The sequence below is a fragment of the Tetzosporium hominis genome, assembly GCF_002265435.1.
Taxonomy (GTDB): domain Bacteria; phylum Bacillota; class Bacilli; order Bacillales_A; family Planococcaceae; genus Chryseomicrobium; species Chryseomicrobium hominis.
In genome coordinates, this window is sequence record NZ_NOKQ01000213.1 from 1 (window position 1) to 16,960 (window position 16,960).

The following is a 16,960-nucleotide window of genomic DNA, read 5'->3' on the forward strand; positions in this document are numbered from 1 at the left end:
TGGTGTCTAGTTGCGAACGCCAGAAATCCCCGCAAAAACCGGTCGCATCCATAGAGGCAAAGAGCGCCTCTACGGACACGCCCGGTTTTTACAAGATTTCTAGAGTGGCGTTCTTCACTTTTTATGATATCGAGTTGCAGGCGTTAGAAATACATTCAAAAACCATTCACCCCCTATGAGGCAAAGAGCGCCTCACAGGGCGCGCCTGGTTTCTGAAGCATTTCTGAGCGAACGCCTTCCACATCTAGAAATAAAAAAACACCGACCCGCATATGTAATGCGAACCAGTGCTTGTGATGACCCCTACGGGATTCGAACCCGTGTTACCGCCGTGAAAGGGCGGTGTCTTAACCGCTTGACCAAGGGGCCGAAATATAAATGGTGGCGGCAGAGGGGATCGAACCCCCGACCTCACGGGTATGAACCGTACGCTCTAGCCAGCTGAGCTACGCCGCCTTGTTTTTTCGGACAATTAGTATCATACAAGCGCAGCGAAAAGAAGTCAATACGTTTTCGAAAAAAATCACGAATGGCGTCGAACTTTTTTCATTTCTCGCCGCAGAGGGTGACAGATTTCTCGCCACACTCCTCGTAGTGTTAACACTATGAAAAGGGGGAAGTCGTTATGCATTTTATTTCCGTGCCACAACATTGGTATCATCTTACTAATTGGAAGGTGCAGCTCGCTCCAGGCCTTGTGGCAGCGAGTGAATCCCGAGACGCCCTGCATTTTCTGCATTATGTCACAGGACTTCGAATGACGAGTGACGTCTACGCCACCATGGACCTTGCCCTCATCGACTTACAGCTTGGTCGTCTGCATTCCTGGAAAGCTGGAGCGATGGCGACGTATATTGTGAGAGGAAATACTTGTGAACGTATTGACCATCAGACCGCTCCGCTAGGATTCTCCAATCACTCTGCACTCGTCGAGCAAAATATTGAACTAAAGCATGGTGATCAAATTTGGATGATCTCTGATGGCATTTTTGATGACACCATTGAGATGGATGTGCAAGAGTAACACTACATGGAGTGGTGGGCCAAGCATTCCCCGTCTGCAGCAGCGTTCATGGAGTAGCGGAGTCAGACGTTTGGAGTGGCTAGCGACGATCAGACGGTCATTTGTCTTCATATCACCAAACGGCTCCCGAACTGGTCTCTTTTTACTCCTCGCCAAGTGATGCGCGTGGTAAACTGATACAAAAAGGAGGCGCCGCGATGGAACAGCAAGTACTGGCATTCATGAAAAAACATCACATCGACTACCGAGGAAATAAGCTCTTACTCGCTTGTTCTGGTGGAGCTGATTCCGTTGCCATCGTCCGGTTCTATCACCAACATGCACATGAGATGGGTTGGTCGCTAGGCATCGTGCACGCCGATCATCAATTGCGTGGCAAAGCCTCTACAGGAGACCGGGAATTCGTGGAACAGCTGGGGCAAGCTCTAGGAATTCCGGTATATAGTAAGGCTCTAGCTGTTCCTGAACGATTATCTCAAGGAGGCAACACTCAACAGGTATGCCGCGAAGAGCGGTATGCCTATTTTTCGTGGATCATGGAAACACAGAAATTCGATGTTCTGGTACAAGGTCATCACGCGGACGATCAAGTCGAGACGGTGTTCATGCAACTAGTCAAAGGGACTGATGCAAGTGGGGTAGGTATCCCGTTGCACCGAACGATACAAGGCAAACCGCTCATCCGGCCGTTCCTTTCAGTCACTCGCCAAGACATTGAGCTGTACTTACATACAATGCAGCAACCGTATCGACAAGATGCGAGCAATGCATCCGATACCTATACACGCAATCGCTTCCGACATCACATCGTTCCTCTGTTACAGGAAGAAAATTCGTCGATTGCCAAGCAAATTGAGAAATTTGTGGAGCGTCAAAGAGAAGATCAAGACTACTTGGATCAGCAGGCACATCTGCATTATGAACAGCTTGTGACAAATTCGTCTGAGACATCTCGAACCCTTGATAGAAAAGGGTTTGTCGAGCTCCCAATCGCTTTACAAAGACGTATCATTCTTTTACTATGGAACTACTTGCAACCTCAAGCAGCCGCACTGGCGTCTTCCGTGATAGACACTATTCTCCACGTGGCGCAGCAGTCCTCAGGTACCCAGTATGTCCATCTTCCAAATGCTTTCCGTTTCATTCGTTCTTACGATCAGTTACTCCTTGTCCAAGAGATGCCAACTGAGATGCCAGTTCAACAAACGATACCGTTTGATCAGTGGATGTCCACTGGCATGGGGACGCAGATTCTCGTGACAGGTTCAGAGCAAAAATACGAGGGAGACTGGTATTACTTACAGCTTGAAGAACAGGACTTTCCGCTTCGCATTCGGACGAGAGAACCGGGAGATACGCTGGATCTAGGAGGCTACCATAAGAAAGTGGCACGGCTATTTATTGACGAAAAAGTGGCAAAGCAAAAACGCGAGGGCTGGCCCCTGCTTGTCACACAAAAGAATGGTATACTAGGACTAATCGGCTTACGCTATAGTAGCAAGCTGAATAAAACGAACAAAACCCCTTGGGTGATATGGATAAAACAGGAGGATTCCACATGTTAGAAAAGGATATTCAAGAAATTTTATTGACGGACGAGCAAATTCAGGAAAAGGCAAAAGAACTTGGTGCTGTACTTTCACAAGAGTATGCAGACAAGTTTCCTCTTGCAATCGGTATTCTGAAAGGAGCTATGCCGTTCATGTCTGATCTGATGAAGCATGTGGATGCGTATGTGGAAATGGATTATATGGACGTTACCAGCTACGGAAATGCAACAGTCTCTTCAGGTGAAGTGAAAATTGTCAAAGACTTGAATACAAGCGTCGAAGGTCGTGACATCATCATCGTTGAAGACATCATCGATAGCGGAAAGACACTTAGCTACCTGATTGATCTGTTTAAATACCGTAAAGCCAAATCTATTAAAATCGTGACACTATTAGATAAACCATCTGGCCGCAAAGTGGACTTAGAAGCGGACTACGTTGGGTTCTTAGTACCGGATGCATTTGTTGTAGGATACGGGCTTGATTATGCAGAGAGATACCGCAACCTGCCATACGTGGGCGTACTGAAGAAAGAAGTTTATTCTTTCTAAGTCTCAGTATCTTGGTTTAAAGGCATTTCATTGTACGTGCTAATTTTCCTATGATAAGATATTCTATAGTTTTTTAACCTAAAAAGACCCTCATCTCACAAAAGGTGGGATGTGATTTTTTGACTAAGTCTGTGAGGAGGCTAGGAATGAATCGAGCACTGCGCTACGCGATACTATATTTATTGATTTTCTTCGTGATCGTTGGGATTTTTGCTACGTTTAATCAAAGCGGAACGCCGACGAAAGAATTAACTACTAATGAATTTATTCAAGCCGTTGAAGACGGTGAAGTAAAAGAGTTCGTCATCCAGCCTGTCAATAACGTATATGTCGTTACAGGTGAGATGGTAAATGCAAAAGAAGGCGAGACATTCAACGCTCGTATTCCATACAATGGCCAATTTACAGAGCAAGAACTTGGTCAGCTAGCGGAAGACAACGGCGTGAAATGGGATACAGAAGAAGCGCCACAAACAAGTGGATGGGTTCAGTTCTTAACAGGACTTCTTCCATTCTTAATCATCATCATCTTGTTCTTCTTCCTATTAAGTCAATCACAGGGCGGTGGAAACCGTGTGATGAACTTCGGGAAGAGCAAGGCGAAGCTTTATGATGACAAGAAAAAAGCAAAATTTGAGGATGTAGCGGGTGCTGATGAAGAGAAAGCGGAACTTGTAGAGGTTGTAGACTTCTTGAAAGATCCACGTAAATTCGCAGAACTTGGTGCACGTATTCCTAAAGGGATTCTTCTTGTAGGTCCTCCAGGAACAGGGAAAACCTTACTGGCTCGTGCCGTTGCCGGTGAAGCGGGCGTACCGTTCTTCTCGATCTCCGGTTCGGACTTCGTTGAAATGTTCGTAGGGGTCGGGGCATCTCGTGTACGTGACCTTTTCGAAAATGCAAAGAAAAATGCACCTTGTATCATCTTCATTGATGAGATCGATGCAGTAGGTCGTCAACGTGGTGCAGGTCTTGGTGGCGGACACGATGAACGTGAACAAACCTTGAACCAATTACTCGTTGAGATGGATGGTTTCGGAGCAAACGAAGGAATTATTATCGTAGCTGCAACGAACCGACCAGATATTCTAGACCCTGCTTTATTACGTCCAGGTCGTTTTGACCGTCAAATCACAGTTGGCCGTCCAGATGTAAAAGGTCGTGAAGCCGTACTTAAAGTACATGCTCGCAACAAGCCGTTATCAGAAGGCGTAGACTTGAAAGCTATTGCGCAGCGCACACCTGGTTTCTCTGGTGCGGATCTTGAGAACTTATTAAACGAAGCAGCACTTGTTGCCGCTCGTCGTAACAAAAAGAAAATTGATATGCATGATATTGATGAAGCAACAGACCGCGTTATTGCCGGTCCAGCTAAATCAACAAAAGTCATCTCGGCAAAAGAACGTAAGATTGTTGCTTTCCACGAAGCAGGACACGTGGTCATCGGTCTTACACTAGATAATGCAGAGACTGTGCATAAAGTGACCATCGTTCCTCGTGGTCAGGCAGGCGGTTATGCCGTCATGCTTCCGAAAGAGGATCGTTACTTCATGACAAAACCAGAGCTTTTAGATAAAGTATCTGGTCTCCTTGGTGGTCGTGTGGCGGAAGACATCGTCTTTGGCGAAGTGTCTACAGGTGCACACAATGACTTCCAACGTGCAACGAGCATTGTTCGTAGCATGGTAACGGAGTATGGTATGAGTGACAAACTTGGGCCGATGCAGTTCGGTCAATCGCAAGGAGGTAACGTCTTCTTAGGACGTGACTTCAACTCTGAGCAGAACTACTCAGATGCGATTGCGTATGAAATCGACCAAGAGATGCAGCGTATGATCAAAGAACAGTACGCACGCACGAAAGATATCTTGACTGAAAAACGTGACCTTTTAAACCTGATTGCAGAGACATTGCTTGAAGTGGAAACACTGGATGCTGCTCAGATCATTCACTTGAAAGAACACGGTACACTTCCAGAGCGCAAGTTTGAAGAGCCTTCTGTAGTGGAAGAAGAGACAAATGATGTAACAGGTGCTCCTTCAGATCCATCTACAGCAGACCTGCCGTCAGAATCAACACCATCAGACACAGGTGCTGGAAACTCAATTCAAGAAGATCGTAAATAGAACAAAGCGTAAGCATCTCTCCGGTGCTTACGCTTTTCTTTCTCTTTGATGGCTGTGGTATGATTCAAGATGAAATGAGGGACACAGAATGATATTAGTAATGGACATTGGGAATACCAATATCGTACTTGGCGTTTACCACCAAGACACATTGCAGCACCACTGGCGTATGGAGACGGATCGTAACAAAACAGAAGATGAGTACGGGATGCAGGTCAAAGCATTGTTTCAGCATGCAGGGCTCGATTTTGCAGACATCACAGGTATCATTATGTCGTCTGTTGTGCCTCCAATCATGTTCTCGCTCGAAGCTATGTGCACCAAATACTTTAAACAGAAGCCACTGATTGTAGGTCCAGGAGTAAAGACGGGCCTCAATATCAAATATGAAAATCCACGAGAAGTCGGAGCAGACCGGATTGTGAACGCTGTTGCAGGCATACACTATTACGGAGCGCCTTTGATTATCGTCGACTTCGGTACGGCCACGACCTATTGCTATATCAATGAACGTGGTGACTACATGGGTGGCGCTATCGCACCGGGAATTGGCATCTCAACAGAAGCCTTGTTCGCACGTGCAAGCAAGCTTCCTCGGATTGAACTGACCACGCCTGGCCAGGTCGTCGGTAAAAATACCGTCTCGGCTATGCAGTCAGGGATTGTTTACGGCTATGTCGGCCAAGTGGAAGGCATTGTCAACCGGATGAAGAAATCAGGCAACGCACAAGCGAAGGTCATTGCGACCGGAGGCTTAGCCCCGCTGATCTCTCAAGAGACCGACGTGATCGATCAAATCGATCCGTTCTTAACCTTAAAAGGACTGTATTTACTTTATAAACGAAATGAGAAAGTAGGAATGAACAATGAGTGATTATTTAGTACGCGCATTAGCGTTTAATGGACAAGTACGGGCATTTGCAGCTCGTACAACAGATATGGTATCGGAAGCACAACGACGTCATGACACATGGCCGATTCCGTCAGCGGCACTAGGTCGTTCGATGACAGCAGCTGTCATGATGGGCGCTATGTTAAAAGGAGACGACAAACTGACAGTAAAAATCGAAGGGAACGGTCCTGCGGGTCCGATCATCATCGATGCCAACGCACACGGAGAAGCTCGTGGATATATTACGAATCCACACGTACATTTTGATTTGAACGAGCAAGGAAAACTGGACGTTCGCCGCGTTGTCGGTACAGAAGGGGCGCTTACGGTAGTAAAAGATCTTGGAATGCGTGACTTCTTCAGTGGCCAGGTGCCGATCGTCTCCGGTGAGATTGCAGAAGACTTTACGTACTACTACGCAACTTCAGAACAGGTGCCGTCATCAGTTGGACTTGGTGTTCTTGTGAATCCGGATAACACGATTTTAGCAGCTGGAGGCTTTATCATTCAGTTGATGCCGGGTACAGAAGATGAGACGATCACTGAAATCGAAGGTCATCTGTCTCGCATGGAGCCGGTTTCGAAATTGATTGAACGCGGTCTATCACCAGAAGAACTTTTAAAAGAAATTTTAGGCGAAGACAACGTCCAAATTTTGAATCAGCAAGACGTATCCTTCAGCTGTAACTGTTCGAAAGAGCGTTTTGGAGCGGCCATTATTTCCCTCGGTCCAGACGAAATTCGTGATATGATTGAAGAAGATGGCGGTGCGGAGGCGCAATGTCATTTCTGTATGGAACAGTATCACTATAACGTAGATGAACTGGAGACAATGATTGATGAGGCCAAACGACCGAACTGAAACACGTAAAACCAAACGATTAAAAACGAAGCCGGCTCTTTTCGTGATGGGACTCTTGCTGCTAGGGAACCTTCTATGGTTTGTTGCCTGGCTCATCCCAAATGATGCGGGAAGTGGCGAAGCTGTCGCAGAAGTAGATGGCGACGCTATTCGTCACGAAGACTGGGTGGCTGAGATGGAGTCTCGGGTAGGGCGTGAGTCTCTCGAGGCTCTCGTCAACGAAAAGGTGATGGAAGCTGCAGCGAAGAAGCATGATATCGACGTATCGGACGAAGAGCTCGAACTGGAGCTAGCACTCTACCGCTCTGCTACAGAAGGCACGGACCAAACGTTTCTTGGGCTGAATGAAGAGCAGATGACGAAGAAGATTCGAGCTCGCATCATTTTAGAAAAGGTCCTGGCGAAGGATGTCGTTTTAGAGGACCAGGCGTTGAAAGACTATTACGAACAAAACAAATCGTTGTATGAAGTCCCGACGTCCTATGATGTCAAAGCCATCTTTGTCTCTTCTCAAGAAGAGGCAGAGTCCGTCAAACAAGAGCTCGAGAGCGGTTCTTCCTTTGAGGGACTTGCCCGTGAGCGATCAATAGATGCTAGTACCGCATCTTTAGGTGGCTCTCTTGGATTCATCAATGCCAATACTACGTCGCTGGACCCGAATATAGTCCGTGCCGCTTCTGAACTAGAGCCGATGGAACTAAGTGAAGCCTTGCCATTGACGGATGGGCGATTTGCAGTGATCCAAGTCCAAAGTGTCTCGAAAGGCACCTCTTTCAGTTTTGACGATGTTAAAGCTCATATTCAGCGAGAGTTGGCTCTAGAACAACTCCCACAATCCGTGACACCGCGCGCGTTTTGGGAAGAATTTGATGCGACTTGGCTGTATGAAGACCAAAGTTAACATTTGACAGACAATTTCAATTATTGGTAAGCTAACTTAAAACCTATTAAAAAACTAGGAATTAGGAGTGAGCATATGGCGAGAACAGCACAATCCATTACAGAATTGGTAGGCCACACACCTATCGTCAAATTGAATCGTGTGACAGATGATAACGATGCAGAAGTGTATGTGAAACTGGAGTATTTTAATCCAGGGAGCAGTGTCAAAGACCGTATCGCTCTTGCGATGATTGAAGCAGCTGAGAAATCAGGAGACTTGAAGCCAGGTGATACTCTGGTAGAACCGACGAGCGGAAACACAGGGATCGGGCTTGCAATGGTTGCAGCGGCGAAAGGCTACAACTCTGTGCTCGTCATGCCGGACACGATGAGTATGGAGCGCCGCAACCTGCTTCGTGCATACGGGGCTGAGCTTGTACTGACGCCAGGAGCGGACGGGATGAAGGGTGCTATTGCGAAGGCAGAAGAACTTGCTGAAACACAAGGTTACTTCATGCCACAACAATTCAACAACGAAGCCAATCCTGAAGTGCACCGCCTGACAACAGGTCCCGAAATCGTCAAAGCGTTTGATCAGTTAGACGGCTTTGTAGCGGGAATCGGTACAGGAGGTACGATCACGGGTGCTGGAAGCGTGTTAAAAGAAAGCTTCCCAGGCATTCACATCGCAGCTGTGGAACCAAAAGATTCACCAGTTCTTTCTGGTGGTTCGCCAGGTCCGCACAAGATTCAAGGAATCGGCGCTGGATTTGTACCGAAAGTATTAAATACAGAGATCTATGACAGTGTCATTCAAGTATCCAATGACGAAGCCTACGCTATGGCGCGAGAAGTGGCAAAAGCGGAAGGCATCTTAGGTGGCGTGTCATCAGGGGCAGCTATCCATGCTGCGCTCCAATTAGCGAAGCAACTTGGTAAAGACAAGAAGGTCTTAGCGATTATCCCGTCAAACGGAGAACGTTACTTGAGCACACCTCTATACAATTTTGAGAACCAATAAAATCTAGTGAAACAGGCCGTCCAGAAGGGCGGTCTTTTTTCTTTTCTATCGCAGGAAATACAGGTACACTTAAAGCACATTCTGGTGAAAAAAAGGAGTAACCTCAGTGATTCAAACAACCGATACCGTTACATTTCAAGCATCGAAAGATGAATTTTATTATGGCTACCAACAACTCGCCAAACAAGCTAGACGTCACGCCTTTCTTGAAAGCGCTCGCGGAGGCAATCTGAGCGTGGCAGCACTCCATCCATTTGCTGCTGTGCACTCCACATCTGACGGTCTACATATTGAATGGGAGTCAGGCGAGAACGAACATCAACCCGGAGAATCCCTAGCGCTCATCGAACAACTGGTCAGTCGCTACGAAGTGGCTCACAATCCAGAGCTTCCGGATTTCCAAGGAGGCGCCATTGGCTTTGTGACCTACGACTACGCGCGCGTGATTGAAGTTTTGCCGGAGTCTGCAGAGGACGACTTAGGGATTCCAATGAACTTCTTCTATCTCTTCGACCACTGGGCGGTCTACGATATTGCAAATGAGAAGATCATTTTGATGAAGCTTCCGAATGCAGAAAAAGATCTAGAAGCTTGGTCGCAAGAATGGCAACAAGCTATCCGTGAAGGCATCGCGTCTCGCTTATTTGAAGCCGGTGCTGCTCGAGAAGTGGTACAGGATGACAGTACGCTACATGTATCGATGAGTGGTCCGCAGTTTGAATCGGCCGTTCGTCGCATCCAAGAATACATCGCGCAAGGCGACGTGTTTCAAGTCAACTTGTCTGTGCGCCAATCCAAAGAGCTTGGAGTAGAGCCGATGGTGATGTACGAGGCGCTTCGTACCTTTAACCCGTCACCGTATATGGCTTATATTCAAGCGGATGACTTTGCTGTTGTCTCTGGTTCACCAGAGCTTCTTGTGAAGAAGAAAGGGCTGGAGCTTTCAACCCGTCCGATTGCAGGAACTAGACCACGTGGGAAAGACGAAGCGGAAGACTTGGCACTTGCACAAGAACTGATCGACAACGAAAAAGAGCGAGCGGAACACGTCATGCTCGTTGATCTAGAGCGCAACGATTTAGGGAAAGTCTCACGCTACGGCACTGTAGAAGTAGACGAGTTCATGGTCATCGAACGCTACTCGCACGTCATGCATATCGTTTCGAACGTTAAAGGAGAGCTTGGTCAAGACGTGACGAATGCTGAAATCGTGCAGGCGATGTTCCCAGGAGGCACGATTACGGGAGCGCCAAAGATTCGGACGATGGAAATCATTGAAGAACTCGAGCCGGTCCGCCGCGGATTGTATACAGGCTCAATCGGTTGGTTCGGTTATACGGGAGACCTTGAATTTAACATCGTTATCCGCACGGCATTCGTGAAAGACGGTATGGCGCATATCCAAGCAGGAGCTGGAATCGTAATCGACTCCATCCCAGCTGCAGAATATATCGAATCCTTGAACAAAGCAAAAGCCTTATGGCAAGCAAAGGCCATGGCAGAAGGGACGAAACAGTCATGATTTTAATGATTGATAACTACGATTCATTTACCTACAACCTCGTTCAGTATATGGGCGAAATGGGACGTGAGATCCGTGTAGTACGAAACGATGAAATCACGCTAGCCGAAATCGAACAGCTGAATCCGGACATGATTGTAGTCTCTCCTGGTCCTTGTACACCAAATGAAGCGGGTATTAGTCTGGATGTCATTCAGTACTTCGCTGGGAAAACTCCGATTCTTGGTGTTTGCCTAGGCCATCAGTCTATTGGACAAGCATTTGGTGGCACGGTTATCCGTGCAGAACGCTTGATGCATGGTAAGACTTCTCCCGTTCACCACGACGGTAAAGGCGTCAATGCAGATATGCCGAATCCTTTCCAAGCGACACGCTACCACTCCTTGCTTGTTGAAAAAGAATCGTTACCGGAGTGCTTAGAAGTTACGTCTTGGACTGCTGAAGGGGAAATCATGGGTCTTCGCCACAAAGAGCTTGCGGTGGAAGGTGTCCAGTACCATCCTGAATCGATCATGACGGAACAAGGAAAGAAACTCATTCGAAACTTCATTGAGACGTATTGTGAGCCAAAGGAAGTGTCGGTCTGATGGAATGCTGGAAAAACGGCCAGTTTGTAAGCAAACAAGACATCACTATTTCGCCATACGATCATGGCTACTTGTACGGTCTAGGGTTCTTTGAGACATTCCGGACGTATAATGGTCGTGTGTTTTTATGGCAGCAACACTGGGAGCGTCTCGAGCAGACGCTCTCTGCTTTTCGTATCAAGATGCCGTATACGAGTGATGAAATGCTTCGTGTGGTCGAAAAGTTGACGCAACTGAACGGAGGAGAAGACGGGTATTTCCGCTTCAATGTCTCGGCAGGTGTCCATGACATCGGGTTGCAGCCTTCAAAATACGAGGATCCAACGGTATTGATGCTGCGTAAGGCATTGCCGCCGACCCCTCGTGGCACAGAGAAAACAGCGCGCTGGATCAAAGTTCCTCGCAATACGCCTGAAGGGCCGACTCGAGTCAAATCCCATCATTACGGAAATAATGTGCTTGCTCGTTTTGAGATCCCGTCACTTGCGGAGATGGAAGGCTTTATGTGTACAGCAGATGGATTTGTTGCAGAAGGCATCACATCCGCTATTTTTTGGAAGAAAGACGGCGAGCTCTATACGCCATCACTTGAAACCGGAATTTTGAACAGCATTACACGTCAATGGGTGATGGGTTACGCAGAACAACACGGAATACCCGTACACTCTGGACATTTCCCACAGCAACAAGTCGAGCAAGCAGACGAAGTGTGGATAGTGAACGCTGTGCAGGAAATCGTGCCGATTCGTGCTGTCGAATCGAATCATTTCCCGGGAAATAATGGCGAAATGTATCAACGTATTCACAAGGCCTATGTAGAAGCGATAGAAGCAGAGGGGAGACGGGAACATGACTAAAATATGGACAGCCCATGGTGTCACACTAGATTTCTCGAAAGAGACCGTTGTAATGGGGATTTTAAACGTCACACCAGATTCGTTCTCAGACGGCGGGTTATATAATAATGTTGAGCAAGCTGTAGCGCGAACTCTAGAAATGGTCGAACAAGGAGCCAAGATCGTTGATATCGGAGGGGAGTCTACGCGTCCTGGGTACACACGTATTTCTGATGAAGAAGAAATCAGTCGCGTTGTCCCAGTGATTCGTGCTATTCGAGAGGCAGCTATTCCCGTATTTTTATCGATTGATACATACAAATCCGCTGTAGCGAAAGCGGCACTCGATGCAGGAGTCGATATTTTAAATGACATCTGGGGTGTCCGTAAAGACCCGGCCATTGCCCAGTTGGCAGCGGAATACAAGGCGCCGCTTATTTTGATGCACAACCGGGAAACGGCGGACTACAAAGACTTCTGGCAAGATGCCAAAGCGGACCTTGAAGAGTCACTGGCTATTGCGAAGCAGCATGGAGTAGAAGACGAGCAGATCTGGTTGGACCCAGGTATCGGCTTTGGGAAGAATACGGCGCATAACATCTGGATGATGCAGCATCTGCCACAGCTTGTAGAAATGGGCTACCCGGTATTACTTGCCACATCACGCAAGAGTTTGATTGGGAACGTATTGAAACTTCCAGTGGAAGAACGACTTGAGGGTACAGCGGCAACAATCAGCTTTGGAATCGACAAAGGGGTGCACCTAGTTCGAGTCCATGATGTCAAAGAGATGACACGCACCACGCGGATGATGGATATACTGGTTGGGAAGACAGATTATGTGGAGGAAACATAATGGATAAAATCTATTTAAACGATATGCAGTTTTACGGTTATCATGGCGTGTTGCCAGAAGAGACGGTTCTTGGGCAGTTGTTCCGTATCACGGTAGAGATGGCCGTGGATTTGAAGCAGGCAGGAGAGACGGATGCGCTTGACGCAACGGTCAACTACGCAGAAGTCTACGAATTGTGCAAGGCGATTGCAGAAGGCGAACCGTATCAACTGATTGAATCTGTTGCGGAGAAGATTGCCGATGCCATTTTGACGAATTACTCCCAGCAAGTCAAAGGGTGCAAAGTATTAGTCGTCAAACCGACACCTCCAATTCGCGGACATTATCACTCGGTTGCGGTTGAGATTACACGAGGTACACTATGAATACGGCGTACCTCTCCATCGGCTCGAATATAGGAGACCGTCTGCAGTTTCTGAAGGACGCGGTGGAAAAGGTAGCGGCGCATTCGGACATCCAGGTGGAACGAGTATCAGATATTTATGAGACAGACCCGGTCGGCTACACAGACCAAGCAGCTTTTTTAAATATCGCTGTGAAGCTTACGACTTCGCTTGCCCCGCACGACTTGCTCGCCGTGTGTCAATCCGTAGAACAAGAACTTGGTAGAAAGCGCCTAATCCGCTGGGGTCCACGGACGGTCGACCTTGACATTTTAGTGTATAATGATGAAAATATAGAGTCGGATGATTTAACACTCCCGCATCCACGCATGGCAGAGCGTGCATTTGTACTTATCCCACTGGCATCGATTTCAGCCGACCCTGCACATCAGGAGCTTGCCGCTGCATTCGATCCCGAGAAAGAAGGCATTCGGTTATGGACAGCATTCGATGGGGACGGCGCATTCGTGCATACAGAAAGTTAAAGCGTATCAGCCAGATTGACTTGGCCAAAGCGCTAGAAGTAGCACCCGCCACTCTCGGTAAGATGGAGCGTGGCGTCAAAGCACCTACAGAAGACCAATGGATGAAAATCTCTCAGATACTCGACATAGACATGGACGAACTTAAAGGAAGTAAGGAAGGTGAAGACCGTGACACGTAAGCCGACCAAGCCGTTTTCAATCGGTGGCATCGAGATGGACAACCGCGTCGTGCTTGCACCGATGGCGGGAATCTGCAACTCAGCATTCCGACTGACGGTGAAAGAATTCGGTGCGGGTCTCGTCTACGCGGAGATGATCAGCGACAAAGGGATCGTCATGAAAAACGAGAAGACCCTAAGTATGCTGTACATCGACGAACGAGAAAATCCCCTGTCTCTTCAAATCTTCGGAGGCGAGAAAGACACCCTGGTCGCAGCGGCAAAGTACGTCGACCAAAATACATCGGCAGACATCATTGATATCAATATGGGCTGTCCGGTCAATAAAATCATCAAGTGTGAAGCGGGTGCCCGCTGGTTGCTTGACCCAAACAAGATTTATGAAATGGTTGCGGCCGTTGTCGACAACGTCAAGAAACCGGTATCCGTCAAGATGCGTATCGGCTGGGATAGCGATCACATCTTAGCTGTGGAGAATGCGCAGGCCATCGAACGCGCTGGTGGAGCAGCAGTCGCTGTCCACGGACGGACACGTGAGCAAATGTACGAAGGTCGTGCCAACTGGGACATCATCCGAGATGTGAAGCAGTCTGTCTCTATCCCTGTTATCGGGAACGGAGACGTCGAGACGCCGCAAGATGCGAAGCGCATGCTCGATGAGACCGGAGTGGACGGCGTCATGATCGGCCGTGCCGCTCTCGGTGACCCGTGGATGATCTACCGCACTGTAGAATACCTAGAGTCAGGCGAGTTGAAGCCGGAACCATCTGTCCGCGAAAAAATCGACGTCTGCTTGTTGCACTTTGAACGCCTAGCGCAGCTTAAAGGAGAACACGTAGCAGTCCGAGAGATGCGAAAGCACGCCTCGTGGTACCTGAAAAATATCCGAGGGAATGGACGCGCTCGTACAGTCATCAACCAAATCGAAGATGCAAACGAACTCCGCGCGTATTTGAACCTGTTCGCTGAAGAAGCCATGGCGAAGCAAGATGAAATCGTTATGGTATGAACCATCAAGCTGTCACCTCTGCGTGATAGCTTTTTTAATTAATAAACTGAATTCGCAGACTTCAGTTCATTCAGATGAAGTTTAAAAGAAATTTGTGTACAATAGAACTATTGCAATCTGGCGTAGAACAGAGCGAAGGAGTGACAGTATGTCGAACATGGAAGAATTAAACGATCAATTACAGGTGAGACGTCAAAAGATGGCGTCAATGCAAGAACAAGGCATGGATCCATTCGGTTCCCGTTTTGAGCGCAGCCACCTGAGCAGTGAGATAAAAGAAGAGTTTGAAGGCTATACAAAAGAACAACTGGACGAGACACCACACGAAGTCATCGCAGCAGGCCGCATCATGACGAAACGTGGAAAAGGGAAAGCAGGCTTTGCCCACATCCAAGACCTTGGTGGTCAAATTCAGATTTACGTGCGTAAAGATGCTATCGGTGACGATGCATACGCTACGTTCAACACAGCAGATCTTGGAGACATAGTCGGTGTGAAAGGGACAGTTTTCCGCACAAACGTAGGAGAACTTTCTATTAAAGCGACGGAATTCACATTCCTTACAAAATCACTTCGTCCGATGCCGGAGAAATTTCACGGCTTAAAAGACGTAGAACAACGTTACCGTCAACGCTACTTAGACTTGATGACGAGCGAAGACAGTAAAAAGACATTCATCACGCGCAGCCGTATCATCCAATCGATGCGCCGCTATTTAGATAATGAAGGCTTCTTAGAAGTAGAGACTCCAATGATGCACTCTATCGCAGGGGGAGCAGCTGCTCGTCCATTCGTAACGCACCACAACGCGTTAGACATGGAACTCTATATGCGTATTGCTATCGAACTTCACTTGAAGCGCTTGATTGTTGGAGGACTTGAGAAGGTCTACGAGATCGGTCGCGTATTCCGTAACGAAGGAATCTCAACACGACACAACCCAGAGTTCACGATGATCGAACTATATGAAGCTTACGCGGATTACCAAGATATCATGAATCTGACGGAAAACCTGATTGCCCACATCGCACAAGATGTACTTGGCTCAACAACCGTTCAATACGGCGATGACCAAGTGAACCTGGCTCCAGGATGGAAACGCTGGCACATGGCCGACGCTGTCAAAGAAGTGACAGGTGTGGACTTCTGGCAAGAGATGACGAAAGAACAAGCACACGCGCTTGCGGCTGAACACGGAGTAGAAGTAAAACCTTCTATGGAAGTAGGTCACGTTCTGAATGAATTCTTCGAGCAAAAAGTTGAAGAACTATTAGTTCAACCAACGTTTATTTACGGACATCCTGTTGAAGTGTCTCCATTAGCGAAGAAGAATCCAGAAGACGGTCGCTTCACAGATCGTTTCGAATTGTTCATCGTGCGTCGTGAACATGCGAACGCCTTCACAGAGTTAAACGACCCAATCGATCAACGCGAGCGTTTCGAAGCGCAGCTTGTAGAGAAGGAAGCAGGAAACGATGAAGCACACGAGATGGATGATGATTTCATCGAAGCGCTTGAATACGGAATGCCGCCAACAGGAGGACTAGGGATCGGAATCGACCGCCTTGTTATGTTGTTGACGAACTCGCCATCTATTCGCGACGTTCTATTGTTCCCATTGATGCGTCATAGAGATTAATTTGTTTCTATAGAAAGGCTTTCGCTCCAAAGACTAGTGGAGCGGGAGCCTTTTGCATTTGCTAAGAAGAGTTGAGCGAATTGTTTTTCTTCTTATTGAATAAGCTGCTCAGCACAAGATATAGGTTACAAGAACAGCGCTTCGACTAAATGTTGAACCTAGGAAACTTTGTTGAAAAAAGATGAGCGAAAGTGCTTGTCTCGATTCAAATGCCGTGCTATAGTAATCAAGTTGCTAAATTACGAAATGCATCGAGAAAACTTTTTCACAAAAAGTTGTTGACATCAAGATTCGTAATTTGGTATCATATTAAAGTCGCCAAAACGAGCGACACACAAACATGAACATTGAAAACTGAACATGCAAGACGTCAAGATAGAGCGTCACCACCCCGACCCCCGTTGGGTGTGCGTGACGCAAACAGAACCAAGTCACTTCCTATAGACGGTCGTGACGGACGTTCAAAAATGGACATCATTATGATGCCAGCAACAAAATGAGCTTATATTAAGTTCTCTTTTATGGAGAGTTTGATCCTGGCTCAGGACGAACGCTG

General features: G+C 47.5%; 17 protein-coding genes and 2 tRNA genes. 17 read left to right on the forward strand and 2 right to left on the reverse strand.

The window, feature by feature from the left end; genetic code table 11:
* Positions 1–297: 297 nt before the first annotated feature.
* Positions 298–369: transfer RNA gene (locus tag CF394_RS08220), tRNA-Glu, on the reverse strand.
* Positions 370–379: 10 nt separating this feature from the next.
* Positions 380–456 (reverse strand) — tRNA-Met (locus tag CF394_RS08225).
* Positions 457–625: 169 nt separating this feature from the next.
* On the opposite strand from CF394_RS08225, the gene CF394_RS08230 reads away from it, so the two are divergent.
* The 17 genes from CF394_RS08230 (at position 626) to lysS (ending at position 16,404) form a co-directional block, all read left to right on the forward strand.
* Positions 626–1,024, forward strand: coding sequence for a SpoIIE family protein phosphatase (locus CF394_RS08230; RefSeq protein WP_094942886.1), 399 nt, complete (start codon positions 626–628; stop codon positions 1,022–1,024).
* Positions 1,025–1,221: 197 nt separating this feature from the next.
* Positions 1,222–2,589, forward strand: a complete 1,368-nt coding sequence (gene tilS, locus CF394_RS08235) for a tRNA lysidine(34) synthetase TilS (RefSeq protein ID WP_094942888.1) — start codon at positions 1,222–1,224, stop codon at positions 2,587–2,589.
* Positions 2,583–3,125, forward strand: a complete 543-nt coding sequence (gene hpt / locus CF394_RS08240) for a hypoxanthine phosphoribosyltransferase (protein WP_094942890.1) — start codon at positions 2,583–2,585, stop codon at positions 3,123–3,125. The genes tilS and hpt overlap by 7 nt, the downstream gene beginning before the upstream one ends.
* Before the next feature lie 146 nt (positions 3,126–3,271).
* Positions 3,272–5,251 carry an ATP-dependent zinc metalloprotease FtsH gene (gene ftsH / locus CF394_RS08245; RefSeq protein ID WP_094942892.1) on the forward strand — a complete coding sequence of 660 codons (1,980 nt, stop codon included), beginning with the start codon at positions 3,272–3,274 and terminating at the stop codon, positions 5,249–5,251.
* An 88-nt stretch (positions 5,252–5,339) separates the two neighbouring features.
* The gene (locus tag CF394_RS08250; protein ID WP_094942893.1) at positions 5,340–6,125 is read left to right on the forward strand and encodes a type III pantothenate kinase; all 786 of its coding nucleotides are present in this window, start codon (positions 5,340–5,342) and stop codon (positions 6,123–6,125) included.
* Entirely contained in the window at positions 6,118–7,005 is an 888-nt protein-coding gene (hslO, locus tag CF394_RS08255; protein ID WP_094942895.1) for an Hsp33 family molecular chaperone HslO, read from the forward strand. The genes CF394_RS08250 and hslO overlap by 8 nt, the downstream gene beginning before the upstream one ends.
* On the forward strand, positions 6,983–7,906 hold the full coding sequence (locus CF394_RS08260; protein WP_094942896.1) for a peptidyl-prolyl cis-trans isomerase: 924 nt from the start codon (positions 6,983–6,985) through the stop codon (positions 7,904–7,906). The genes hslO and CF394_RS08260 overlap by 23 nt, the downstream gene beginning before the upstream one ends.
* A 75-nt stretch (positions 7,907–7,981) precedes the next feature.
* Complete coding sequence (gene cysK / locus CF394_RS08265; RefSeq protein WP_094942898.1) at positions 7,982–8,908, forward strand: cysteine synthase A; 927 nt, start codon at positions 7,982–7,984, stop codon at positions 8,906–8,908.
* Positions 8,909–9,017: 109 nt separating this feature from the next.
* Complete coding sequence (locus CF394_RS08270; protein ID WP_094942910.1) at positions 9,018–10,430, forward strand: anthranilate synthase component I family protein; 1,413 nt, start codon at positions 9,018–9,020, stop codon at positions 10,428–10,430.
* Positions 10,427–11,017 carry an aminodeoxychorismate/anthranilate synthase component II gene (gene pabA / locus CF394_RS08275; RefSeq protein WP_094942899.1) on the forward strand — a complete coding sequence of 197 codons (591 nt, stop codon included), beginning with the start codon at positions 10,427–10,429 and terminating at the stop codon, positions 11,015–11,017. Before CF394_RS08270 ends, pabA begins: the two co-directional genes overlap by 4 nt.
* The gene (gene pabC, locus CF394_RS08280) at positions 11,017–11,874 is read left to right on the forward strand and encodes an aminodeoxychorismate lyase (RefSeq protein WP_094942901.1); all 858 of its coding nucleotides are present in this window, start codon (positions 11,017–11,019) and stop codon (positions 11,872–11,874) included. Before pabA ends, pabC begins: the two co-directional genes overlap by 1 nt.
* Positions 11,867–12,709: a dihydropteroate synthase gene (gene folP / locus CF394_RS08285; protein ID WP_094942902.1), complete on the forward strand. Its 843-nt coding sequence runs from the start codon at positions 11,867–11,869 to the stop codon at positions 12,707–12,709. Before pabC ends, folP begins: the two co-directional genes overlap by 8 nt.
* Complete coding sequence (gene folB, locus CF394_RS08290) at positions 12,709–13,074, forward strand: dihydroneopterin aldolase (RefSeq protein ID WP_094942904.1); 366 nt, start codon at positions 12,709–12,711, stop codon at positions 13,072–13,074. Before folP ends, folB begins: the two co-directional genes overlap by 1 nt.
* The gene (gene folK / locus CF394_RS08295; protein ID WP_094942905.1) at positions 13,071–13,577 is read left to right on the forward strand and encodes a 2-amino-4-hydroxy-6-hydroxymethyldihydropteridine diphosphokinase; all 507 of its coding nucleotides are present in this window, start codon (positions 13,071–13,073) and stop codon (positions 13,575–13,577) included. The genes folB and folK overlap by 4 nt, the downstream gene beginning before the upstream one ends.
* Entirely contained in the window at positions 13,529–13,756 is a 228-nt protein-coding gene (locus tag CF394_RS08300; RefSeq protein ID WP_094942907.1) for a helix-turn-helix domain-containing protein, read from the forward strand. The genes folK and CF394_RS08300 overlap by 49 nt, the downstream gene beginning before the upstream one ends.
* Entirely contained in the window at positions 13,746–14,765 is a 1,020-nt protein-coding gene (gene dusB, locus CF394_RS08305; protein ID WP_279327652.1) for a tRNA dihydrouridine synthase DusB, read from the forward strand. The genes CF394_RS08300 and dusB overlap by 11 nt, the downstream gene beginning before the upstream one ends.
* A gap of 148 nt (positions 14,766–14,913) precedes the next feature.
* A complete protein-coding gene (gene lysS, locus CF394_RS08310; RefSeq protein WP_094942908.1) occupies positions 14,914–16,404 on the forward strand; it encodes a lysine--tRNA ligase in 1,491 nt (496 codons plus the stop codon).
* Positions 16,405–16,960 lie beyond the last annotated feature (556 nt).